Here is a 24,334-nt window from a genome sequence, read left to right as displayed (position 1 = left end):
CACCCTAACATTTAGTCTGATGGGAGTATCATCCCGTCTCACTGATCCCACCTCACGTGCTGTGCTCGTGGATATAGCTCTTGAACAAGGCAACTCGCTCGTTGAGTTGTTACGTCTTCATATTTTCAGGGAAGAAAATGTGGTATTTCCGCTTGCTCAAAAGCATCTTAGTGCTGATGACTTTGCCGGGATGGTTACTAAAATGAATAAATATTTTTCAGTACAACTGTAAAATAATGAAGCATGCTGACAGATCGATTTAACCGTGTACATGATTATCTCAGGATATCCCTGACAGATAAATGTAACCTGCGTTGCAGCTATTGTAATCCGGTGGATATGCCCAAGGGTTATTTTGTGGGTATGCCACGAATGACTGCAAAAGAGATTGATGATATCGTTTCTGTTTTTGTAAAAGAGGGGGTAAAAAAGATCCGGCTTACCGGTGGAGAACCACTGCTGAGAAAAGATGCCAGAGAAATTATTGAACGCTTATCCGTGCATCCTGTCGAGCTTGCCATTAGCACTAATGGATTTCTTGTTAATGAATACCTTGATAATTTCAAAGAGGCAGGAATAAAATCTGTGAATGTGAGCCTGGATTCGTTGAATAAAGAAGTTTTTTTTTCGATTACAAGAAGGGATGGATTCAATCGTATTATGGATAATATTCATCTTTTACTACGACATGATTTTCAGGTTAAAGTTAATGTGGTGGTGATGAAGCATATCAATGATACTGAATTGGTCGATTTTGTGCGATGGACAAGGGATTGGCCACTTCATGTACGATTCATTGAATTTATGCCATTTTCAGGAAACCAATGGACAGGAGAAAAGGTTTTATCATATGATGAAATGCTTCGGTTGATTTCATCGAGTTTTGATTTCCTGAAATTATCTGATGGGAAACACGATACGGCTAAAAAATATTTTGTTCCGGATCATAAGGGGACCTTTGCCTTCATCAGTACGATGAGCGAGCCGTTCTGTGGCGGATGTAACCGTATGCGTTTAACTACTGATGGTAAAATGAAAAACTGTCTCTTTTCAACAAGTGAAGTGGATATTTTGACTGCCCTGAGAAACGGACAGGATATAGTTCCTTTAATCAGACAATGTGTATCAGATAAAAAGGAATCACTTGGAGGGCAGTTTACATCGGTCTACAAAAGTTTGGACATATCGAAATTAAGTAACAGAAGTATGATCGATATAGGTGGTTGATCTTAAAAAATTGGAACGTGCGTATTTTACTTACTGGAGCCAATGGGTATATTGGAATGAGACTGTTGCCGGTACTGGTAGAGGCCAGCCATGATATAACTTGTGTGGTAAGGGATCGGAAACGTTTTCAGCCTGCGCCATACTTGTTTCATAAGATAAGCATCATTGAATTTGATTTTCTAAATCCCGAAAATGCGGTACTTAATTTTAATAATAAGCAATTTGATGTAGCCTATTATCTTATCCATTCACTTGGAGATACATCTACAACCTTAAAAGAATATGAAAAACGATCTGCCGGCTGCTTTGTATTGGTTTCTAAACTTACTAGGGTAAAGCAGATTATTTACCTGAGCGGAATCTGTAATGCAGATAAAATGTCTAAACATTTATCCTCAAGAAAAGCAGTGAAGGATGTAATTATGCAATCAGAAATTGCTTATACTATTTTTGAAGCAGGTATCATTGTGGGATCAGGAAGCGTATCATTTGAGATAATACGCGACCTTACAGAAAAATTACCCTTAATGATAGTTCCCCGATGGCTGAATTCCCGCTGCCAGCCGATTGCCATTCGAAATGTGATCAACTATCTGCACTTGAGTCTGTTGAATGAAGGGACTTTCTTCAAGACCTTTGAAATTGGCGGCCCGGATATATTGACTTATAAAAAGATGTTGCAGGAGTTTGCTGCAGTCCGTAATTATAAACGCTATATCATTTCATTACCTATTTCCTTTCCTAAACTTTCTTCTTACTGGCTATATATGGCGACTTCTGCCAATATCAGTATCGCAAAGCAGCTGGTGCATAGTATGAAAGGTGATGTGATTTGTAAAGAATGTACTATACGTGATATAATTCCTCAGGATCTGATCCCTTACCGTGAAGCCATTAAAATGGCTTTTGAGCGGATTGAGCAAAATATGGTAATTTCGAGTTGGACAGATGCCGCTTCCAGTAGCCTGAGCAGTTTAGACATCAGTCAGTACATTGAAGTGCCGGTTAATGGATGTTACGTAGATCGCAGATGGATTGAAATTGATAAGGAGAATGTGAAAGTTGTTTCCGGTCGCTTTTTTGGGATTGGAGGCGATCAGGGTTGGTATTATGCGGATAGGCTTTGGAGAATACGCGGAGTACTTGATAAAATATTGGGTGGTGTGGGCATAGGGAGAGGAAGAAGAAGTAAGGTTGATATTCAGCCTGGGGATGCGCTTGACTTCTGGAGAGTTCTATTGGCAGACCATAAAAATAATCGTCTGCTCTTATTTGCAGAAATGAAGCTGCCCGGGGAGGCCTGGCTTGAATTTTCAATTGTGCAAAATGAAAATCGCTGCATCTTAAAACAAACAGCTACTTTCCGTCCGAGAGGAATACTGGGGCGGAATTATTGGTATTCTATGCTGCCATTTCATTTTTTTATTTTCAGAAATATGCTGAAACGTATTGCCGGTAAACAATAGATAAAATGCTTGGATAAGGTATAATCGAATGGTAAAATGATTGATGTAAGAGAAGCTAAAAATCTAATTAAGGATAACCTGATTTGTGAAAGGATAGTCTCTTTGCCATTGTCAGAAGCATGTGGTTTTATTTTAGCTGAAAGAGTATTGGCAGCTTTTGATACACCTTCTTTCGATCAATCTGCGATGGATGGTTATGCTTTTTCCCATGAAAATTGGGATGGTAAAACTGAATTAACTATTGCAGGTGAGGTACGGGCCGGGACTTATACTCCCGATTTGTTGAAACCAATGCAGACTGTCAGAATTTTCACAGGCGCCCCTATACCAGCCGGAGCAGATACAGTTGTAATGCAGGAAAACGTGACTGTCTTCGGTAAAGCCAATAGGATAAATATTGGACAAATTACGAAAGGCAGTAATATCCGATTAAGGGGTTCACAAACCCGGAAGAGCGAAGTTGCATTGAAGGAAGGTAAGCTTCTGTCAGCTCCGGCTATTTCTTTTCTTGCCGGGATTGGAATTGATAAAGTACGGGTCTATGCAAAACCTCATATCAGTATCATTATTACAGGTAAGGAGTTGTTAAAACCTGGTAGTACTATTTCTTTCGGGAAAATATTCGAATCAAACTCTTTAGGAATTACAGCCGCATTAATGCAACTGAATATTTCCCCGGTTTCGATTGACTTTATTGACGATATAGAAGAAGAGTTGATACGGGCAATAAAAAATCGTATGGGTGCAGATATATTGATTGTGACTGGTGGGATATCAGAAGGTAATTATGATTTTACAGCAGAGGCTCTGAATAAATGTTCGGTCGAAAAGCTATTTCACAGGGTAAAACAAAAACCCGGTAAACCATTTTATTTTGGCAAATATCTTCAAACAGCGGTGTTTGCATTGCCGGGAAATCCGGCAGCAGCACTGACTTGTTTTTACGAATATATTGTACCTGCCATCGGCTATTTTACGAGGAAAGAATATTTTCAAAAACTAAAAATCCCCTTGGCTGATGATTACAAAAAGAAAGTGGGATTAACCTATTTCCTGAAAGGAAAAATCAGTTCAGGAACAGTAACCGTTTTGTCCGGACAGGAAAGTTATATGATGAATTCTTTTGCAATGGCCGACTGCCTTATCCAACTGGATGAAGAAAAAGAACAATATATAAAGGGGGAATTGGTGGATGTTTTGATGATTATTTAAATGATAACACTACAAGATAGAAATAGAAGTGTAAATGCTTATATACTTGCGGGTGGCAAAAGTTCCCGAATGGGCAGGGATAAAGGATTAATACTGTTTAAAGGTAAGCCGCTCATTCAATATGTTATTGAACAATTAATTCCTGCTGTTAAAAGTATAGTCTTGGTTACTAATAATCCGGAATATAAGGATTTTGGTTTCGAAGTTATCGAAGACTATATTAAAGATATCGGCCCCGCAGGTGGAATTTATACTGCACTGAAGCATACCGATGCCAGTTATAACTTTTTAGTAGCTTGTGATATGCCATTTGTAACAACAGCTGCTGCCGAGTTTATTATTCAAAATTCTTTTCAGTCGCAGATCACATTACCAGTGTATAATCAAACGATAGAACCCTTGTGCGGCATTTACGCTAAAGAATGTTTAACAAAATGGCATGAGCTTGTTCTTCAAAATATTATCAAATTGAATGTTATGATCAATTATTTCAAACTGAAGAAATTAAATATGGATAACAATGAACTATTTTCTGAAAAACTGTTCCAGAACATCAATACGCAACACGATTTTGAGAATGCACTAAACCAATAATATATTCTATAGTCGTTAATAAATCTAAGGAGTATGATTGACATAACTAATAAAATAAAAACATACCGTTCTGCTGTTGCACAGGCAATTGTACGGCTTAGTGAGCAGGAAACAATCGATGCAGTTAGAAATAAAACTGTACCCAAAGGAGATGTGATCGAAGCGAGCCGGATTGCCGGTCTTTTTGGAATTAAACGCACAAGTGATATGATTCCCGATTGCCATCCCCTTCCTGTGGAGTTTGCAGTAGTCAGACATACTATATGTGGACTGGAAATTATTATTGAAACTGAAGTTCATACCATTTACAGAACTGGTGTTGAGGTAGAGGCATTGCATGGAGCTTCGGTGGCAGCCTTAACCATATATGATATGCTTAAACCGATAGATAAAGCAATTGAAATTACCGGTATTAAACTCATCCGGAAAAAAGGAGGTAGATCGGAATTCTCAGATAAATTAAACCGTACCATTAATGCCGCTGTAATTGTTTGTTCAGACAGCATCTCTGCCGGCAAGAAAGAAGACGGGGCAGGCAAAGCCATTATCAATAAACTTGAAGAATTACAAATCCAGGTTAAAAACTACATCATCATTCCTGATGAAATAAAAATTATTCAGAATAGTGTGCAGTTACTTTATGATGATAAAATGGATCTGATCATACTTACCGGCGGCACAGGATTATCAGCAAGGGATGTAACACCCGAAGCTATCCGACCCATGCTCGAACGTGAAATTCCTGGAATTACTGAGGCGGCAAGAAATTATGGGCAAGAACATATTCCATACTCCATGCTATCGAGAAGTGTTGCCGGTTTAAAAGGGAATACACTTATTCTGGCTTTACCTGGTTCGACAAGAGGGGCAAAGGAAAGTATGGATTCATTGTTTCCCTATGTATTGCATATATTCAAGATCATGGATAATAAGCAACATGACGAATAAAGTAATTTATCATTTTCCTTGTCGCATTTTAATTAAATTTTAGCAATAATGATTCATTTATTAATTTGGATTTACATGCTTATCTTAGAGACTAACGGCTTACATTCGCTAATTTACTTTTCTTTAACTTCAATCTGTCTAAGACAAATTGTCCTATCTCCTGCCCATTTTTATAGCCCTCATCACAGGATGTTCTATAATGAATACCACCATAAACTCTTGAAATACCTGCTTCTGTAGCTGCTTCCTTAAACGATTTAAAGGAGCGGGCTTTTAGCCCAAATTCTACTTGAGAAGTATCTGTGAAAGCTTTATTATCTCCTATAACGCTGGTTAATATTTTCTCTGCAGCCGAGGATATAGTTGCGTGGCCTGCGGTATATTCCGGGAATGGCGGAGTTTCTAAATATGGCCTCCAATCTGAAGCGATATGCTGATTAATAACTGTTTCAGGACGTACATAATTATACTTAAACTTTAAATACCAGCAACTGATAAATGCATCAAACAGGGCGATGGATGTTTGCGTATAAATGCTCACAGTAGAATTAAAATCATCTTTATTCATTTCGGTAGCAATCCCAACAATATTCATCCAGTGACCTCCCGGCGAGAACTTTTTAGTCATATACCTTAAATGTCCGCTTGTATTTAGCTTTAAAGGGATATCATCCCAAAAATCCGCTATATCTTTTTGTTCCTGTGTTAAATTGTCGCCGGTGGTTTTAACTTCCATGACATTCTTATAGAACTGACTGTCCTTGTTTTTAATATTGAACGGCACGGGATCTACTGGTAAACTAATCTCTTCAACCGAGTTCAATGCCATCGGACGGATTTCTCCCCAATGAGGTTCCAGAGCCTGGGTAAACATTGGAGGGGTAGGAATCCACCGCCCGTCCTCATTCGTTACCGTATATTTTGGGGCAGATCGGGTTTGGGCATAATTATCATTCTTACTCCAGTCTAAAATGTGTAAAGCAACAACATCTGCAAAATGAATTGAATTTTCGAGAACCTCTGAAGCCATACCTACATTAGAAGCCTTCTCCTTCAAACTATTGACATATTCATCCATACTGCCTTCAGGAAAAGTAACCGCATTCCCTACTTTACAGAAGGCGAGCAAAGAAGCAAAATGAAAGTCAATTGTTTTATTTTTATCTGGTTTGTTTATCATAGGTAAATGTTTTATCTGCCCGGATAAAGATTTGTAATTCATAGTATCCCCTGCGGCAATCACTTCATAGGCTGCGATATTAGCGTAAGCATAATTTCTTGATGCTATACATGGTGGAAATCCATTTATAAGAATAATATCATTTAACTTTTTAACGGTTTGACGGTAAAGTGTCGCATCCTTAAAAATCTTGTTATGGTCAGCACGTTTGCAGGACGATATTAAAATCAATGCGGCAAAGAAGAATTGGAGAAAATGTTTCATGTTCGCTTTATGCTTATAATTAAATGTTTTGAATTGCAGGGTTTCAATAGGAAACAGGTTACTGAATATCAATGGGTGATTAATGCAATTTTTTACAGAATAAAAATAACAATATATTTTAATTAAAGATATTTTAATCTTTAATTAAAATATAAAGATAAGGACTTGGAGCTTGGAATTGTAGACCGGTCATTAATCATTTTTTAATTATCTGCTAATATGATTTAGATGATCAGATAAATATTATAATAAAATAATAATAAAAATTGTAGATTTCTGCTTTAAACAATTTTTATGTTCTCAAAATCCACTGAATATGCCCTAAGGGCAGTTATATATATTGCTCAGAAAAGCTCGGAAGAAAAGAAATTAGGTATTGAAACAATTGCGAAAGCAATAGATTCGCCCCGTCCCTTTACTGCAAAAATATTGCAGTCGTTGACTAAAGATAATAAAATCGTTAGTTCTGTTTCGGGGCCCAAGGGTGGCTTTTACATGGTCGAAAAGGCGAAGAAGCTTCCCGTATGGGCTGTTTTAGACGTAATGGGAGAAATCGAAATAATAGAAAAATGTGTATTGGGTTTGAACCAGTGCTCCGAAGCCAAACCTTGTCCGATGCATTCACAATACAAATCCATTAAGCAGCAATTGATAGTATTATTTCAAACTAAAACAATTCAACAATTGGCAGAAGATACAGCGGGTGGTGGAATATTTATCAATAATCTGAATTAGATTTAAGGCGTATCGACCCATCAGCATTATATGCTATTGATTTTTTTAAGACGATGCTCTTTTTCATAAATTCTGAATCGACTAATCAGCATTATCAAAATACCTGTCAGTAGAATTATGGCAGCACCAAGTAGCATTTCATTGATATATGGAATGCCGGTATAGCTGAAGGCCGCAACACCCTGAATCAGTAATAGTAATTCGTTGATAATAATACCTGCTACGAAAATAATTATGCCTGTAATCAATAGTTTGTTAATTCTGATCAGTTCAAACGAAACGATATAGCCTAAAATAAATATGCTGGTTACTCCCAAGAGTACCAGATGTATATATCCGATAATTATCGGCCTGAATCCATAGGAAATATGGCTTAGCTCAGGGTGTATTGAGCCTGTTTGCAGAATCAGTTTTATAGAAAATGCTAAAGCCGACAGCAATAGCAGGATCTTTCCGTGTTTTGTGATCTTCTGGGTGATCATGCTCCGGTTATTATTGCATACTTTCAGTAATACAAACCAACCAGCCAGCTGCGCAGCTACCGGAACAATAAGTACATAATAAATATTTGTTATGGACTCCAGCCAAAGGATCGACAGAAAATAGGCAGGTACACAGGCAAAGCAAAATAACTGGAATGCCCGGTAAAGTTTCTTTCGTTCCCCGGTAATAATCTCCAGCTTGTCGTTGAGCAAACCCATACCTGCAAACAGGAACCAACCATTGTACTGAAAATGCAGAAAAAAATAAACAGAAGCCAGATACCAGTTTTGATCAGTCATTTTGTTAGCCATCATATAGGCCAGGTTAAATGCCCCGATTGAGGAAATAACGCCAAAAATCAATGAGGCTTTAAACCACAGTTTAGTTGTGCTTTTTTCTTTTATTTTATTAAGATCCTGCCAGAAATAAATTGCAAAGGCATAGAAAGCGAAAATATTGAACGTTGAAAAGCTTATGGAGTACAAACCATATCCCTGTATAATGAAGGAAATCATCATACCATAGGAACTGATCAGATTAGCGTATAATAACCAGTAGTACCTGCTGATAATCTCTTTGCCTAATGTTTTGCTCAGGTAAAAGATCATCAGAATCATCAGCGTTTGGGTGATCCATCCGGAGAATGCAAAATGAGAATGACTATGCAGAATATATTTCTGATCAAGAAAGGGAAGGGAATAGGCAATTTTGTAACGCAGAATTAAGCCTAGTGCAGCAACAAACGATAAGTTTAGTATAGAAATACTGAGCCACTTAGATAGAAAGCTATTCATGATTAATGCAAAAATAGCCCGGAATTAATTATGTCGCTATGACTTCAATCATATCCTTACAATACACCTTACCCTTGCTGATCACCAGTTCTCCTTTTTCATGCATTAATCGCATGGTTCGGATAACGGTTTCAACCCTCAAGCCAGTCATGTATGCTATTTGCTGCCGGGTTAATTTTAATTGATTGCACTCTTTGCAGAAGTTCTTGTTTTCTGCTTTCAAATGGTTAATCAGATTAATTATTCTTGTTTCAGGGTTATGGCAGGCAAATGACTGGATAACAGAGTATCTGAATCTTAATCTCCTGGTTAATAATCGGGTAAAATCAAAAAGCAAATTTGTGTTTTCCTTCAGCAGATTAATAAATGTTGGCTTATAAAGTCTTATCAGGATGCAGTCTGATTCGGCAATTGCTGATGCAGCATAAGGCCCATCATCAAAGAGCGGGAATTCGCCGAAGGATTCACCTGGTTCTATAATGCTGTGAATACATTCTCTTCCTTCAGCATCTATATTAATCCATCTTACAGTTCCGCTTACCAATTGAAAATAGTAGGTGCAAACCTGTCCTTCACGGAAGATTGTTTCGCCTGAACTAATCTTTTTATAAGTAGCCCCCCATGCCAATAATAAGTTAATATCAATCATAATTTATACATTTTTGAATGGTAAACAAAACTATAGTCTGACAGAGACTCAAATTGTGACTCTGCTTATTCAAATATATGATATTTATCATTTATGATTGAACGCATAAAAAGATCCTTAGGTCTTAGGTAAAATTGTACAAACAAATAGTTCCTAAAATTAAATTCTGAAACATGAAAAAACTTCTTTCACTAAGCATTATTACTCTGATTATTGTTGCTGCAGCTTCATGCGGTGGTAGTAGTGATTCAGAGAAAACCACTGAAGCCACAACCGAGTCTACTGCCAGCACAGATTCAGGCAACCCTTCGTATGATCCTCACAGAGGTGAAGGTAAATTTACCAGCGTAGACCTTTCTCCGACATTGGATGTCGCGAAAGCTGAATTAGGAAATCAGGTCTCTCAGGTAAAGTGCAGCAGTTGCCATAAACTTACTGATGAGAAACTGGTGGGTCCGGGATGGGCAGGAGTGACAACCCGCCGGAAGCCTGAGTGGATCATGAATTTCATCACCAATACTGATGTAATGATCGATAAAGATCCAGAAGTACAGGCACAGCTTGAACTTTGTCTTGTACGTATGCCAAATCAAAATCTTTCAGATGAAGATGCCAGAAATCTGCTTGAATTCATGCGCCAGAATGACGGAGTGAAATAGGTTTAATCCAGGCTTTATAAGCTCTGTAAATTTCTTAAAAAGGGATAATGGCATTCAAAAAAATGCTTAACAGGGATATTGTGTGCTTTTTTAAAACGTAAAAAAGAGAATTACTAAAATTATTTAAACCACATTATAAAAAAAAATGAAGATAAATTCCAAATATGTACAGGGGATGGCTGCCCTTGCATTATTAGCAAGCATGAATGCTTGTAAGCCAAAAGATGCGGGCTCTGTTGTTAGCGGAGATGCTGCTGCCAAAGTATATGTTGCCCCGGGTAAATATGATGAGTATTATAACTTCGTATCAGGGGGATTTAGCGGACAACTTTCCGTTTACGGGCTTCCAAGTGGCAGATTGCTTCGTGTAATCCCTGTTTTTTCGGTAGATCCTGAAAAGGGCTGGGGTTATTCTGAAGAAACCAAGCCAATGTTAAATACCTCTCATGGAAATGTTCCATGGGATGATCTTCACCACGTATCCATGTCTCAGACCAATGGCGAGATTGATGGTCGTTGGGTATTTGCAAATGGAAATAATACTCCGCGTGTTGCCAGAATTGATCTTAAAACATTCCGGACTGCCGAGATACTGGAACTTCCAAACAGTGGAGGTAACCACTCTTCGCCTTTTATTACAGAGAATTCAGAATATATTGTTGCAGGAACCAGATTTAGTATTCCACCGGATGATAAAAATGGGGATGTTCCAATCAATACCTATAAAGAGAATTTTAAAGGTACAATCAGCTTTATTAGTGTAGATAAGACCAGTGGAAATATGGATGTTGCATTCCAGTTGCAGGGACCGGGCGTTAATTTTGACCTGAGTCATGCCGGAAAAGGAAAATCCAATGGCTGGTTCTTCTTCAGTACTTATAATACTGAACAGGCCAATACTTTATTGGAAGTGAATGCATCCAAGCGTGATAAGGATTTTATCATGGCGGTGAACTGGAAGATGGCAGAAAAGCTAATCAAGGAGGGTAAAGGTCGTAAGCAGGCTGTAAAATATGCCAGCAATCGTTTTGACGAAAGCACTCATACTGCAACTTCCACAATCAAAAATCAGGTAACCGTTCTGGATATCAGAGATTTCCCTGGCTTGGTTTATATGATTCCATGCCCTAAATCTCCGCATGGTTGTGACGTTGACCCAACTGGTGAATATATTGTTGGTAGCGGTAAACTGGCTGCATTGATTCCTGTATTTAGTTTTGATAAAATTCAGAAAGCTATTGCAGATAAGGCCTTTGACGGTGAATACGATGGTATTCCGGTTATCAAGTATGAAGCTGCTTTGTATGGGGAGGTTAAAAAGCCAGGTTTAGGCCCATTGCATACAGAGTTTGACGATAAAGGAAATGCATACACTTCCATGTTTGTTTCAAGTGAGGTTGTAAAGTGGAATGTAAAGGATCTTAAAGTTTTAGATAGGGTTCCTACTTACTATTCTGTAGGTCACCTGATGATTCCTGGAGGAGACTCCAAAAAGCCAACAGGAAAATACCTGGTAGCTTATAATAAAATTACCAAAGATCGTTATTTGCCAACAGGCCCCGAGCTTTCTCAGAGTGCTCAGTTGTATGATATCAGCGGCGATAAGATGCAATTGTTATTAGACTTCCCAACCATTGGTGAACCACACTATGCACAGGGAGTTGCTGCTGATGTAATAAAAAACAATTCAACTAAGTTCTTTAAGATCGAAGAAAATAAGCACCCTTATGTTGCTAAAGGTGAGAAAGAAGCAAAAGTATGGCGTGAAGGTAACAAGGTGCATATTAACATGACCCTGATGCGCTCACACCTTACCCCGGATAATATTGAAGGTGTCAGAGTAGGCGATGAAGTTTATTTCCATACTACCAACCTTGAACAGGATTGGGATGTTCCACATGGTTTTGCCGTTAAAGGAGCTTTAAATGCCGAACTTTTAGTAATGCCAGGTGAAACAACTACCTTGAAATGGATTCCGTTAAAAGCTGGTATGTACCCAATGTATTGTACTGACTTCTGTAGCGCGCTACACCAGGAAATGTCTGGTTATGTGCGGGTTTCTCCAGCTGGAAGTAATGTACCGATTAGTTTTAGTACCGGTACTAATATCCCGGAAAAAGACAAGGTAGCCGCCAATGGCGCTGCTACAAAGAAATAATTTTCATCAAAGAGAGGTATGTAATAGGCTTTATGCTATTCATACCTCTCTTTTTTATCAATTTATTATGAATAATAATAAAATTGCCAAAACAAGCAGCATTGCACTTATTGTATGTGGTCTTTCTTTAGTTCTGGTACTCTTTACTCCAATCTGGAGAATTGAACTGGACGCCCCACAATATCCCGAAGGCTTAAGTTTATTGATTTATGCAAATAAATTGGCCGGTAATGTGGAAATCATAAATGGATTGAATCATTATATAGGAATGAAGACCCTTCATGCGGATGATTTTGTTGAATTTAAAGTACTTCCAGGTATTATATTATTTTTTGCAGCCTTTTTTGTTCTGGCCGGTTTGCTTGCCAGAAGGAACCTGGTAAATCTTTTGCTTGGATTATTTATTCTCTTTGGAGTATTGGCAATGGTTGATTTTTGGAGATGGGAATACGATTACGGGCACAATCTGGATCCAAATGCAGCAATTATAGTGCCTGGTATGGCTTATCAGCCACCATTGATTGGATTTAAGCAGCTTCTTAATTTTGGGGCCTATTCGATTCCGGATACTGGTGGATGGATCTTTATAGGTGCCGGTGCCGTTCTTTTGGGTGTTGTTGTTTTTGAATGGAAAAGGAAAAACAAAAGTAAACATCCAAAAAGCAGCTTGAATCTGGTAATAATTGGGCTATCAACCTTGCTATTCGGTTCGTGCAGCACAGCACCTGAACCAATTCGGATCGGTAAGGACAATTGTGATTTTTGTAAAATGACTATCAGTGATTCCAGGTTTGGAGCCCAGGTTGTAACAAACAAGGGTAAAAAGCATAAGTTCGATGATCAGCATTGTCTCTCACAGTTTTTATATGAGGATAAAGTTAAAGATGAGGACATTGCAGGAGTATATTTCGTAGATTTTAATAAACCACATGATCTTATCAACGCTGAAAACGCATTCTTCCTTCAAAGCCCATCCTTAAAAAGTCCTATGAATGGAAATATAGCCGCTTTCAGTAATAATGATAGCCTGGAAAATGCCGTTCAAACATTTTACGGAAATAAAATTACCTGGGAGGAGATACTGAAGTGAGATTTTTTTTCTTCATAGTTCTAAGTCTTTTGTATTGCAGTGCTTCAGCAGATAATATTTATGTTGGAGCAAAGCGTGCTCATAAGACGGTAAAGTCAGCTATTGTATCTGCTATGGAAGGAGATACAATTTTCGTTGATGCCGGGCATTACAGAGAAAAGAATCTGGTTATTGATAAAAGTATAATCCTGAAAGGGATTGATTATCCGGTACTTGACGGTGAAAAGAAATATGAGATTATTTCAATCACATCCAATGGAGTTGTTGTGGATGGATTCAAATTGATCCATAGTGGTATTTCCAGCCTTGAAGATTTAAGTGGAATTAAGGTTTATGACAGCAGGGATGTTGTTATAATGAATAATGTTCTGGAAGATACTTTTTTTGGAATATATATCCAGAATGGGATAAACTGCAGTATTGAAAACAATACTCTCAAGGCAATAGGTTTGGAAGAGCAGCAGAGTGGAAATGGAATTCATTGCTGGAAAGGGGATAGCCTGAAAGTAATAGGGAATCAAATATCCGGCCACCGGGATGGAATATATTTTGAGTTTGTTAAAAACTCTGTGATCTGGAGAAATGTGTCAAAGAATAATCTTCGCTATGGATTACATTTTATGTTCTCCAATGATGATATGTATGTTAACAATGTTTTTAGAAACAATGGCTCCGGAGTCTCTGTGATGTATTCTAACCGGATCAAAATGTTCAGCAATTATTTTGAAGAGAACTGGGGAGATGCTGCTCATGGAATTCTGCTCAAAGAAATTTCGGATGGCTTTATGGAGGGTAATTATTTTAAAAGGAATACCAGTGGAATTTATATGGAAGGAGCAAACAGGATCTATATGAAACGCAATGTCTTTGAAAACAATGGATGGGCTTTAAAAATTCAGGCGAGTTGTATGGATGTAGTGCTTGAGCTAAATAATTTCATAGGGAATACCTTTGATGTGGGTACCAATGGCTCCCTTGTACTAAATCGCTTTAATAATAATTACTGGGATAAATATGATGGATATGATCTTGATAAGGATAAGATAGGGGATATACCTTACCGTCCGGTAAGCATGTATTCAATGATCGTTGAAAAATATCCTCCGGCAATGATCCTTTTTAGAAGTTTTATAACAAGTTTGCTCGATAAAACAGAAAAACTAATACCGAGTCTCACTCCTGAAAACCTGAAAGATACTGCTCCAATGATGAAAAGAGCCTTTTAAGGGTTTAATGCCCGATAAGTATTTTGGTAAGCGATGAAATAGAAAAAATATGATTCAATTAAAAAATATCAGCAAGCACTTTGGCAAACTGAAAGCTCTGGATGGTGTAACAACAATCTGTGAGAAATCAGAATGTATTGCCCTGATAGGACCAAACGGTTGCGGTAAGACAACACTGATCAAAACAATTCTGGGAATGGTGGTTCCGGATAGTGGTTCGATCACATTCAAGGGTGACAACATTCTTAAGCATTGGCAGTACCGGGATCAGATTGGCTATATGCCACAAATGGGCCGTTATCCTGATAATATGACCATCGGACAGGTATTGGGGATGATGAAAGACATACGCGGTAAATCCGAAGGTCTGGATGAGGATTTGATAAAGGCTTTTTCAGTTCAGAACTTATTGGACAAGCGCATGGGTACTTTGTCGGGTGGAACTATACAAAAAGTTAGTGCAGCACTCGCCTTTTTGTTCAATCCTTCGGTACTTATTCTTGATGAGCCAACTGCAGGTCTTGATCCGGTAGCATCAGAACTTTTTAAAGAAAAGATCCTGGCTGAAAAGGATAAAGGAAAACTGGTACTAATCACTTCTCACATTCTGAGTGATCTGGATGATCTGGTAACAAGGATTATCTATATGCAGGATGGAAAGCTTATTTTTCACAAGAGCATTGAAGAATTAAGGCAGGATACCGGAGAGGAAAGATTAGTTAAATCAATTGCACAAGTAATGATTAGTAATTATGAATAAGATTATAAAATATGTAATTACAGATATTCTGCGCAATAAGATCGTGCTTATCTATACCGTTTTTTTACTTGCTGCTTCATTCAGTGTATTCAGTCTGGAAGATAACAGCAGTAAAGGTCTCTTAAGTTTATTGAATGTAATTCTGATAGTTGTACCATTGGTCAGTATCATATTTTCGACCATTTATATGTATAATTCCGCGGAGTTTATAGAACTTCTGGTGAGTCAGCCTTTGAAAAGAAATACGATCTGGCTCAGTTTGTTCACCGGGTTAGCTTCTTCACTCTCAATTGCATTTTTAATAGGTGCAGGTATCCCGGTCTTGATTTATCAGGCCAATTTAGTCGGATTCACTATGATTTTAACCGGGGTATTACTCAGCATTATTTTTGCGGCTATCGCATTTCTGGCTACTGTACAAACCCGTGATAAGGCCAAAGGAATCGGGGCAGCTATTATGCTATGGTTATACTTTTCGCTCTTGTTCGACGGATTGGTTTTATTTATCTTATTTCAATTTGCGGACTATCCGATGGAAAATGCAATGATAGGTTTAAGTGCATTAAATCCAATTGATCTGAGCCGTATTTTGATTTTGCTCCAACTGGATGTTTCGGCGATGATGGGATATACAGGTGCGGTGTTCAAAGACTTTTTCGGAGCAAGTAATGGCCTGATATTTTCATTTTTTGTGCTCCTATCCTGGATTGTAATTCCAGTTTGGTATTCCACTCATAAATTTAATTCTAAAGATCTGTGATATGAAAAGACATGAAGCACTTATTCCATTATCAAGAGACCATCATGGGACATTGATACTTGCTAGATTATTGCGTTCAGATGCACCTCCTTACAAGGGGCTTCCACATGATGCAGAAGGAAAAGCAGAATATGCACTTAAACATTATCGGGAAGAACTGTTAGAGCATTTTGAACAGGAAGAGAAAATGATACCTGTGCTTATGGGTATAAATCCTTCTCTTGATAGTTTGCTTGCTTGTATGAGAACCGAGCATCAGGAATTGCATTCCTTGTTTAATTCTATAAACCCGGATCAGGAGCTTTCTACTCAGCTTGATGTAATCGGAAGGGCTCTCGAAAGCCATGTCCGTAAGGAAGACAGAGTGATATTTCCGCTGATACAGGAATCCTGTACAGAGGAGGTTTTAAATAAACTTGCTGATATTATTACTGAAGAATAAATTGAAAAAGGATATTGAAAATAGATCTGATATTGAACTTATGGTTGATGCTTTCTATAAAAAAGTATTAGCCGATAAACAACTTGGGTTTATTTTTCAGGATGTTGCTAAGGTTAACTGGTCGACACATATTCCACTCTTATATGATTTCTGGGAAAATGTAATTTTCTTTACCGGATCTTATGAAGGTAATCCGGTAAATTTGCACAAGCATTTACACGCTATTGAACCGCTTAGTAAAACTCATTTTGATCGATGGAATAAGCTTTTTATTTTAACTGTAGATCAATTATTTGAAGGTTCAAAGGCTGAACTCGCTAAAGAAAGGGCTATTAGTATTTCAGGAATTATTAGAGACAAAGTACTTGAGTATCAGGAAACATTTAGGATCAAAGTGCCCGGAAATAATAGTAAAAAGAATCGAAAGCGGTCGCAGGCTTGAATTAATAAAACAAGGGGATTAATTTATTAATCCCCTTGTCATTTGCAAGAACTCTTTCTTCGGTTTATTTTAATTATCAGCAGGTGGTAATAATACCGCATCAATAATATGGATGATACCATTTGATGCCGGAATAGATGCAACAATAATTGCACTTTCATTGATCATCACTTTCCCATCAGAGATGCTTATTTTGATGTCATTTCCATTTACCTGGCCAATAACCTGTCCTTCGGTTAAATTCTCTGCTTTAAATACTCCTAACGAAACATGGTACTGCAGAATATTAGTCAGGTCATCGATGCTTTCCGGTTTTAGAAGACCATCAACTGTTCCCGCGGGTAATTTGTCAAAAGCTGCATTCGTGGGAGCGAATACGGTAAAGGGCCCGGCATTACTCAATGCATCCACCAGTTTTGCTGCCTGGATGGCTGTTACTAAAGTAGTGTGGTCTTTACTACCTATGGCAACCTGAACAACATTTTTTTGTGACAGGTCATCCTGAACGCCCGACTGTCCGACAGCCTGGCTTTCTTCACTGGTTTGTGTGCCGGCGCTTTGTTCTGTTCCGCTATTGCAGCTCAGTAATACGCAGACGCCGATCATAGACGTAGCTAATAAGATCTTTCTCATAATTTTTAATTTAGTTTTCTTACATCCAATTTATTGAGAATTAACTCTTTATACTATGATTGTAGTCACATTTAAATGATTTTTTAGTCACATTTTTATGATATTAAATATCTGTAAATCAGATAGATATACGACTTGTTTTATAATTGAACAAGTATGAATTAATGAAGGGCTAATAGAATTTTGGAGACTTAAAACAAGAAGAGTTTTTTCAGATTGTATAAAAAAAACCGGCTCTTAAATTCAGAGCCGGCTGATTGTTTGGTCGCTTAGACCCTCTGCTCAACAACAGGATTTAAATGCTGTAATTTCTCTTCAATTTCCAGGAGTTCATTCAACATTTTCTTCCTGTAAACCTCAGTCTGGTCGGTAATTTTTGGGATCAGTTGTTTATAGTATTCAATTCCGTTTTCCAGCTGCTCTTTAAATTTTATAATGTATTTTGCTTTTTTGTCGTTCATTTCCTGAAGCTGTTTGCTTATATCTTTTTTGAGGTATTCCACATAAAGATTGAGCTCATTGACAAAAAGGTTAGGCCTATTAAGGTCATTCAGTAAGTTGAGTTTGCCGTAGATATGGCTCACCATCTCATCTAATGAAAATTTACCGCTAAAATAGGCGATATTAGGCCCCGGACAAATAACTGTAGCTTGACTTTCTTTGGATTTAAGAATGTTGTTTTTTAAGTATGCCGGTGCTGCAAGTCCCTCACAAAGACATAGTTTTTCGGTTATCTCTTCAAATTTTGTCTGATATTCTTCAGGTTTCAGGCCTTCTGTTTGCAGTTGCTTGATTTTCAGATTCTGATACTCTCTTGATGCGGTGCAGATTGGCTGTTCAGTAAATTCAGTATTTGAGGATAGGAATTTTTTTACACATGGACTTCCTGGCCTTCCTTTAGCAATGCGTTCAAGGCGTTGTTTCTCGGCGGTGCTTTTTCTGAAATTGTTAAAGGGTATTCCAAGAGGGGATGAGCCACTGATATAAAAGTCATCATGTGTAGCTGTAGAAAGTAGTTCAAGTGTTTCGGCATCCACATTTGTTGCTTCAGGTACCAGTAAAAATGGGCTTCCCCATCCGGTGGCATCAAGCTGATAATGATTCATCAGAAAATCGTTTTCATCTGAAGTTCCAATACCACCCTGAACACTAATCTTTAATTTGGGAATACTTGATAATTGAATCCCTTTTTCTTCTATTGCCCTGCTGTAAATCTGATATAATTCATCAATCATTTCCTGCTTTTTGGTTTTGAATTCTTCCAAAATCGGACCCAGAAGATATCCTTCGGTTGCGAAAGCATGCCCCCCGCAATTTAGACCTGATTCAACGCGAAATTCTGAAACCCAAAGCCCTTTTTTAGCTAAAAATTTTGCCTGGATCAATGCAGACCTGAAATCGCTTACCTTAAGGATTATGCTTTTTCTGAAATTGCTGAATTGATCTGGTAAGAATTCTGAAAAATTTTCAAGATAACTGTACAGTCGGGGATTCATTCCTGCCGACAGGACTACGGGTGTATTTAATTCACTTTGTGCAAATCCCTTCAAAGCAGATAATGCATCTGAAATCTGCTCACCGGTAGTATTCGGGTTCATGCGGTCGACTTTAGCCATTATGTTGACCTGAATCTCGCCCTTCTCAATTTCATTACGTAACTCATTTTGCAGGACTATGCGTTTTACCGCATCCTCTTCATTCAGCATTCGATGATATTTAATTTTTAGAGGAGAGCTTTCCGGCAGTAGATTGAAATATCTTGTGATGTCAGTACCTTCTGCAAATGCTTCATGACGCAGAGTTTCGAATTGTTTGTCAACGATCTTTTTAACAAGATTAAGGTAGGCAGTGATTCTTTTACTCCTGAAATCAGTTTCCTTAGGATCGATAGGAACAAATACCTCATTGATTTTTTCGGTATATAATTGACGCATTCGTTCAATTAAAATATCATCTACAATTGACACCACCGAACTGATGCCATAACGGGCTACTTTTATTGGTGTATCTACAGAATAGGCAAGGCCAAGTACAGGAATATGAAATGTATGACTCATGAAAAGAATTAAAAAGGGTTAATCCACGAGTACAAATAAGGGCATTAAAGAGTTCTTAAAATATGATAGCGGTCACATATTAAAGAAATTACAAAGGGGTTTTTTTAGTTAAAATAATCAAAAGATTCTGAATGATGGTATTGAAGGCATTATTTCTATTCCATTTCAAGTTTTCTAATCAGTTCAGCACTCTGTGCCCTTCCCTGATCAAGTCTTCCTGCAAAGAATGTTTTCACCTGGTCAAAGTGTTGTTTATAACCCTCCATATCACCGTAAACAATGAGTGAGGTCCATTCCCTGACAGCTGAATGGAATTCCAGATCATCGCCGCGAATGGTTTTATCAAATAAAGCTGTATTGATCGATTCTTCAAGTAATTCTTCATTCTTGAAAAGGTATTCAGCGATGCCCAATCTCAATCTGAACGGGGGAGTCTGACAAATCAGGTTATCATAAGGATTAATACCAAGATGGTACCAGGCATCTACCATACTAAGCAGACTAAGGTGAGAATTTGGCTTCCGGCTTTCCGATCCCGCGGACAAGGAGAATTCCTGCATCACTTTTTCATCCAGCATTACCGGTTTATGATCCTTGCCGAAAATAAAGTCCCTTGCCTGATATAGCCTCTTGCGGAAAGCGGTTTCCTCCTCTTTGATCATCAGCTTAAATAATTCTGATTCAGAAACAGCATATCGCTTGATCTGATGACGGGCATAAGGATTCAAAATAGCTAATCCGCCATAAATATGAGCCTTATAACTAAAGATTCTAAGTGTTATTAAGATCTTTACGTTATCAATACCTCCCAGATATGATGCATTTTCCCATGGAAAAAAACCTGCTTCTTTCCATGCTGTACCCATACTCTCGAAACCCATATGAGTTACTGCCTGTGTATCAGCAACAATTTTATCATGTTCATGATAATCTGCTATTTCTACAAGTACCGAACCCAATGTTGACAGCAGATCTGTCATGCGCTGATAGGCTTCTTTGGTAGTTCTGTGCGGGATAACGATCATTTTTTGACCCTTTGGATCAAACCCCGGACCATGCAGGGAGTGACAGGTTATAATATGGGCATCTTTTGGAAGGTATTTTTCAAAAGCTTCTATCTCAGGATGTTTAACAGAAGTTTGTCCGGCTACAATTGCTCCATATTTGGTGTACGAGCCATACAAACTCAGAACTTCAGCAATTCGTTCAGCTTCAACAGAATAAATGATCACATCAGAAATCCGTGATACGGCTTTGCCATCATCCATTATTTCAATGCCATAAGGGCTAAGCTCAGTTTCAAGTATTTCTTTACGATTGGGCAGGTCGCATCCGTAAACCCTGTATCCTGCTTTAGCAAAAGACTTAGCGTAGATACAGCCCATATCACCGAGGCCTATGATTCCTATATTCATTTTTAAGTGCTGATGTATTTATGGATAAATTTATCCGGGTTTTACTTTAATCAAAAAACAATAAAATTCATGCTGCTGAAATATTTTCGCAAGCCATCTTACCTTTAATCAGGTAAATATTATCGTCAATATTACATATTTTTCTCATATTTAATTAGGCCATAAACATCCGGCTGAATAAATTTATATCAATATGCCAGATTATATTTTATCACTCGATCAGGGTACAACAAGTTCCAGAGCCATTATATTTAACCATAAGGGCAGTATCGTAGCAATTTCGCAAAAGGAATTTGAGCAAATCTATCCAAAGCCAGGATGGGTGGAACATGATCCGGTAGAGATCTGGTCAACACAGGTTTCGGTAGCTACTGAGGCGATGGTTAAAGCGGGACTGAATCCGAGGGATATCCATGCGATTGGAATTACAAACCAAAGGGAAACTACTGTCGTTTGGGATAAAGAAACCGGGCTTCCGGTTTATAATGCAATTGTTTGGCAGGACCGGAGGACTTCCGATTATTGTGATTCAATCCGAAAAGAATATGGTGAAAAAATCCAGAGAAAGACTGGTCTGATCATTGATTCCTATTTTTCTGCAACCAAAGTGAGGTGGATTCTTGAAAATGTAAAAGGAGCCAGAGAGAGGGCATTGCAGGGGAAACTCCTTTTTGGTACTGTGGATAGCTGGCTGATCTGGAAATTGTCAGGGGGTAAATGTCATGTATCGGATGTAAGTAATGCATCCCGGACAATGCTTTTTGACATCAATACCCTTGAATGGGATAAGGAATTACTCAAGATATTTGATATTCCTGAGGCCATGTTGCCAGAGGTCAGGTCTTCAAGTGAGGTATTCTGCGAAACTGCAGGGGATATCCTTGCTTCTAAAATTCCTATTGCCGGAATTGCTGGTGATCAGCAGGCAGCACTTTTTGGCCAGATGTGTACTAAAGTTGGCATGGTAAAAAATACTTATGGTACTGGATGTTTCATGCTGATGAACATAGGTAAAAAGCCAAGAATATCCTCAAATAATTTGCTGACAACAATCGCCTGGAAAATAAACGGAGAGGTGACTTATGCGCTTGAAGGAGGAATTTTTATTGGTGGAGCAGTGGTTCAATGGCTGAGAGATGAGCTGGGTCTGATCAAAAGCTCAGCTGAAGTGGAAGAACTGGCTGCAAAAGTAGAGGATACCGGCGGTGTTTATATGGTTCCGGCTTTTGCCGGATTGGGAGCACCGCATTGGGATCAGCATGCAAGAGGAACAATTACAGGGATTACCCGGGGGACAAATTCAGGGCATTTTGCACGAGCGGCCCTTGAAAGTATTGCTTTTCAAACTATGGATGTATTGAAGGCGATGGAAGCTGATGCAGGTACGCCAATCAGTGAATTGCGTGTAGATGGAGGAGCAACAGCCAATAATTTATTAATGCAGTTTCAGGCTGATATAATGAAATGCAGGGTTATCAGGCCAAAGGTTACTGAGGTTACCGCTCTCGGGGCAGCCTATCTTGCCGGACTAGCAACCGGTTTTTGGGGTAGTGTTGAAGAAATTGCAGAACAATGGCAGGTTGAAAGAAATTTCGAACCGAATGAACTCGGAAATTTTGATGATCTTGTTAATGGGTGGAACCGGGCTGTGAGAGCCGCAAAAGCTAATGTAAACCTTTAAAAAATAAATTTTCGGATATGGCACCTTTTACAGCCGAGTTTTTAGGAACAGCATTATTGATTTTACTGGGCAATGGAGTTGTTGCCAATGTTGTTTTAACAGGAACCAAAGGAAACGGCGGAGGGTGGATAGTAATCACTACAGCCTGGGCACTGGCGGTTTTTGTTGGGGTAGTTGTATCAGCTCCCTACAGCGGTGGACATCTTAATCCTGCGGTAACCTTCGCGCTTGCAATCAGCGGGAAATTTGACTGGGCACAGGTCCCGGCCTACATGCTAGCTCAGATGCTTGGATCAATGCTTGGCTCTTCACTGGTTTGGCTGAAGTATAAAGATCATTTTGCCGCAACAGATGACAAAGGATTAAAGCTTGCGGCATTTTGCACCGGACCTGCGATAAGAAATACTTTTTCCAATCTTACAAGCGAAATAATAGGTTCATTTGTGCTGTTGTTTGTAATATTCTATTTTACAAATGCAGAGATAGCAGACACTAAAACACCAGTTGGTTTGGGCTCATTGGGCGCTATTCCGGTCATGTTTCTGGTTTGGGCCATAGGGCTTTCCCTAGGTGGTACAACCGGATATGCCATTAATCCGGTGCGCGATCTCGGTCCGAGGATTATGCATGCAATACTTCCGGTAGCTGGTAAAGGAAACTGCGACTGGTCGTACTCCTGGATACCGGTTATGGGACCTATGATCGGAGCTGGTCTGGCCGCTCTGTTATATCTGGCTTTGAATTAATCTTTTAATAAATCCACAGTATGAATTTTCAAAATCCGTAAACAGAACTTCTGAATTTTAAACATTACTTTCAGGGGCAAATCTTCATTTTTATATTCAAAAGACTATTTTTGTTAAATGACTGAGAAGGGAGCATTATTACATGCTATTATTGAAAATGCGATTGATGGAATCATAACAATCGATCAACGTGGATTAATTGAGTCAATAAATCCTTCTGCATGCGCTTTGTTTGGCTATACAGTTGAAGAGGTTACAGGTAAAAATGTTTCTATGCTGATGCCTCAGCCTGATAGGAGTCAGCATGATGAATATATTGCGCGTTATCAGCGGACAGGTACTCCTCATATCATAGGTACTGGGCGTGATGTAAAGGGCTTGAAAAAAGATGGTACTTTATTTCCTTTTCGTTTGGCGGTAAGTGAGGTAAAGTATTCAGGAAGAACAATTTATACCGGTTTTATTCATGACCTGAGCAGAGAAAAGGAAGCTGAGGCACAGATATTGCATTATGCCTCACAACTCGAAAAATTAGTTGAAGATCGTACAAATTCACTTCAGAAGTCTGTAACAGAACTTCAGGTGGCTAAAGAAGCGGTAAGTAAATCTCTCGAAAAGGAAAAGGAACTCAATCAATTGAAAAGTCGCTTTGTCTCTATGGCTTCCCATGAATTCCGAACACCACTTAGTTCCATACAATTATCTGCATCATT

24 protein-coding genes are annotated in these 24,334 nt (G+C 38.5%); 18 read left to right on the top strand and 6 right to left on the bottom strand.

All coding sequences use genetic code 11. The features are described 5' to 3' along the window. The 6 genes from VGE44_RS05390 to moaCB form a co-directional block, all read left to right on the top strand. Positions 1–232, top strand: a 232-nt coding sequence (locus VGE44_RS05390) for a hypothetical protein (protein ID WP_331076725.1), incomplete at its 5' end; no start/stop codon positions are given. 11 nt (positions 233–243) lie between these two features. Further along, entirely contained in the window at positions 244–1,227 is a 984-nt protein-coding gene (moaA, locus tag VGE44_RS05385; RefSeq protein WP_331076724.1) for a GTP 3',8-cyclase MoaA, read from the top strand. Positions 1,228–1,244: 17 nt separating this feature from the next. Next, the gene (locus VGE44_RS05380) at positions 1,245–2,693 is read left to right on the top strand and encodes an SDR family oxidoreductase (RefSeq protein ID WP_331076723.1); all 1,449 of its coding nucleotides are present in this window, start codon (positions 1,245–1,247) and stop codon (positions 2,691–2,693) included. A 36-nt stretch (positions 2,694–2,729) separates the two neighbouring features. Further along, positions 2,730–3,905: a molybdopterin molybdotransferase MoeA gene (locus VGE44_RS05375; protein WP_331076722.1), complete on the top strand. Its 1,176-nt coding sequence runs from the start codon at positions 2,730–2,732 to the stop codon at positions 3,903–3,905. After that, on the top strand, positions 3,906–4,499 hold the full coding sequence (gene mobA, locus VGE44_RS05370; RefSeq protein ID WP_331076721.1) for a molybdenum cofactor guanylyltransferase: 594 nt from the start codon (positions 3,906–3,908) through the stop codon (positions 4,497–4,499). A gap of 33 nt (positions 4,500–4,532) precedes the next feature. Further along, the gene (gene moaCB, locus VGE44_RS05365) at positions 4,533–5,447 is read left to right on the top strand and encodes a bifunctional molybdenum cofactor biosynthesis protein MoaC/MoaB (protein ID WP_331076720.1); all 915 of its coding nucleotides are present in this window, start codon (positions 4,533–4,535) and stop codon (positions 5,445–5,447) included. Positions 5,448–5,538: 91 nt separating this feature from the next. Here the strand turns inward: moaCB and VGE44_RS05360 are convergent, their stop codons facing one another. Next, complete coding sequence (locus VGE44_RS05360) at positions 5,539–6,891, bottom strand: vanadium-dependent haloperoxidase (protein ID WP_331076719.1); 1,353 nt, start codon at positions 6,889–6,891, stop codon at positions 5,539–5,541. Positions 6,892–7,185: 294 nt separating this feature from the next. Here VGE44_RS05360 and VGE44_RS05355 point away from each other — a divergent pair, with 294 nt between their 5' ends. Beyond that, on the top strand, positions 7,186–7,626 hold the full coding sequence (locus VGE44_RS05355) for an Rrf2 family transcriptional regulator (RefSeq protein WP_331076718.1): 441 nt from the start codon (positions 7,186–7,188) through the stop codon (positions 7,624–7,626). Between the two features lie 26 nt (positions 7,627–7,652). On the opposite strand, the gene VGE44_RS05350 is transcribed toward VGE44_RS05355, so the two are convergent. After that, positions 7,653–8,903: a hypothetical protein gene (locus VGE44_RS05350; RefSeq protein WP_331076717.1), complete on the bottom strand. Its 1,251-nt coding sequence runs from the start codon at positions 8,901–8,903 to the stop codon at positions 7,653–7,655. A 28-nt stretch (positions 8,904–8,931) separates the two neighbouring features. Next, entirely contained in the window at positions 8,932–9,552 is a 621-nt protein-coding gene (locus tag VGE44_RS05345; RefSeq protein WP_331076716.1) for a Crp/Fnr family transcriptional regulator, read from the bottom strand. A gap of 173 nt (positions 9,553–9,725) precedes the next feature. On the opposite strand from VGE44_RS05345, the gene VGE44_RS05340 reads away from it, so the two are divergent. From VGE44_RS05340 to VGE44_RS05305, 8 genes are all read left to right on the top strand, one after another. After that, on the top strand, positions 9,726–10,211 hold the full coding sequence (locus VGE44_RS05340; protein ID WP_324487125.1) for a c-type cytochrome: 486 nt from the start codon (positions 9,726–9,728) through the stop codon (positions 10,209–10,211). Positions 10,212–10,356: 145 nt separating this feature from the next. Next, positions 10,357–12,369 (top strand): Sec-dependent nitrous-oxide reductase, encoded by a 2,013-nt coding sequence (gene nosZ / locus VGE44_RS05335; protein ID WP_331076715.1) that lies wholly within the window; start codon positions 10,357–10,359, stop codon positions 12,367–12,369. Between the two features lie 67 nt (positions 12,370–12,436). Continuing rightward, positions 12,437–13,459: a nitrous oxide reductase accessory protein NosL gene (locus VGE44_RS05330; protein WP_331076714.1), complete on the top strand. Its 1,023-nt coding sequence runs from the start codon at positions 12,437–12,439 to the stop codon at positions 13,457–13,459. Further along, positions 13,456–14,685: a nitrous oxide reductase family maturation protein NosD gene (locus tag VGE44_RS05325; protein ID WP_331076713.1), complete on the top strand. Its 1,230-nt coding sequence runs from the start codon at positions 13,456–13,458 to the stop codon at positions 14,683–14,685. Before VGE44_RS05330 ends, VGE44_RS05325 begins: the two co-directional genes overlap by 4 nt. Before the next feature lie 49 nt (positions 14,686–14,734). Beyond that, on the top strand, positions 14,735–15,445 hold the full coding sequence (locus tag VGE44_RS05320) for an ABC transporter ATP-binding protein (protein ID WP_331076712.1): 711 nt from the start codon (positions 14,735–14,737) through the stop codon (positions 15,443–15,445). Beyond that, positions 15,438–16,205 carry an ABC transporter permease gene (locus tag VGE44_RS05315; protein ID WP_331076711.1) on the top strand — a complete coding sequence of 256 codons (768 nt, stop codon included), beginning with the start codon at positions 15,438–15,440 and terminating at the stop codon, positions 16,203–16,205. The genes VGE44_RS05320 and VGE44_RS05315 overlap by 8 nt, the downstream gene beginning before the upstream one ends. A gap of 1 nt (position 16,206) precedes the next feature. Beyond that, positions 16,207–16,647 carry a hemerythrin domain-containing protein gene (locus VGE44_RS05310; protein ID WP_331076710.1) on the top strand — a complete coding sequence of 147 codons (441 nt, stop codon included), beginning with the start codon at positions 16,207–16,209 and terminating at the stop codon, positions 16,645–16,647. Continuing rightward, entirely contained in the window at positions 16,622–17,089 is a 468-nt protein-coding gene (locus tag VGE44_RS05305) for a group III truncated hemoglobin (RefSeq protein ID WP_331076709.1), read from the top strand. Before VGE44_RS05310 ends, VGE44_RS05305 begins: the two co-directional genes overlap by 26 nt. 69 nt (positions 17,090–17,158) lie before the next feature. Here VGE44_RS05305 and VGE44_RS05300 read toward each other — a convergent pair whose 3' ends face one another. The 3 genes from VGE44_RS05300 to VGE44_RS05290 form a co-directional block, all read right to left on the bottom strand. Continuing rightward, positions 17,159–17,722, bottom strand: a complete 564-nt coding sequence (locus VGE44_RS05300) for a fasciclin domain-containing protein (protein WP_331076708.1) — start codon at positions 17,720–17,722, stop codon at positions 17,159–17,161. 269 nt (positions 17,723–17,991) lie between these two features. Continuing rightward, positions 17,992–19,779, bottom strand: a complete 1,788-nt coding sequence (locus tag VGE44_RS05295) for a hypothetical protein (RefSeq protein ID WP_331076707.1) — start codon at positions 19,777–19,779, stop codon at positions 17,992–17,994. Positions 19,780–19,934: 155 nt separating this feature from the next. After that, positions 19,935–21,194, bottom strand: coding sequence for a prephenate dehydrogenase (locus tag VGE44_RS05290; protein WP_331076706.1), 1,260 nt, complete (start codon positions 21,192–21,194; stop codon positions 19,935–19,937). 193 nt (positions 21,195–21,387) lie between these two features. Here VGE44_RS05290 and glpK point away from each other — a divergent pair, with 193 nt between their 5' ends. The 3 genes from glpK to VGE44_RS05275 form a co-directional block, all read left to right on the top strand. Then, complete coding sequence (gene glpK / locus VGE44_RS05285; RefSeq protein ID WP_331076705.1) at positions 21,388–22,875, top strand: glycerol kinase GlpK; 1,488 nt, start codon at positions 21,388–21,390, stop codon at positions 22,873–22,875. A gap of 17 nt (positions 22,876–22,892) precedes the next feature. Then, positions 22,893–23,621 carry an MIP/aquaporin family protein gene (locus VGE44_RS05280; protein WP_331076704.1) on the top strand — a complete coding sequence of 243 codons (729 nt, stop codon included), beginning with the start codon at positions 22,893–22,895 and terminating at the stop codon, positions 23,619–23,621. Between the two features lie 117 nt (positions 23,622–23,738). Beyond that, on the top strand, positions 23,739–24,334 hold a 596-nt coding region (locus VGE44_RS05275), incomplete at its 3' end, for a PAS domain S-box protein (protein ID WP_331076703.1).

This window comes from Daejeonella sp. (assembly GCF_036405355.1).
Taxonomy (GTDB): Bacteria; Bacteroidota; Bacteroidia; order Sphingobacteriales; family Sphingobacteriaceae; genus Daejeonella.
Note: the sequence above shows the minus strand (reverse complement) of the source record. Positions and strands in the feature narration are given on the sequence as shown.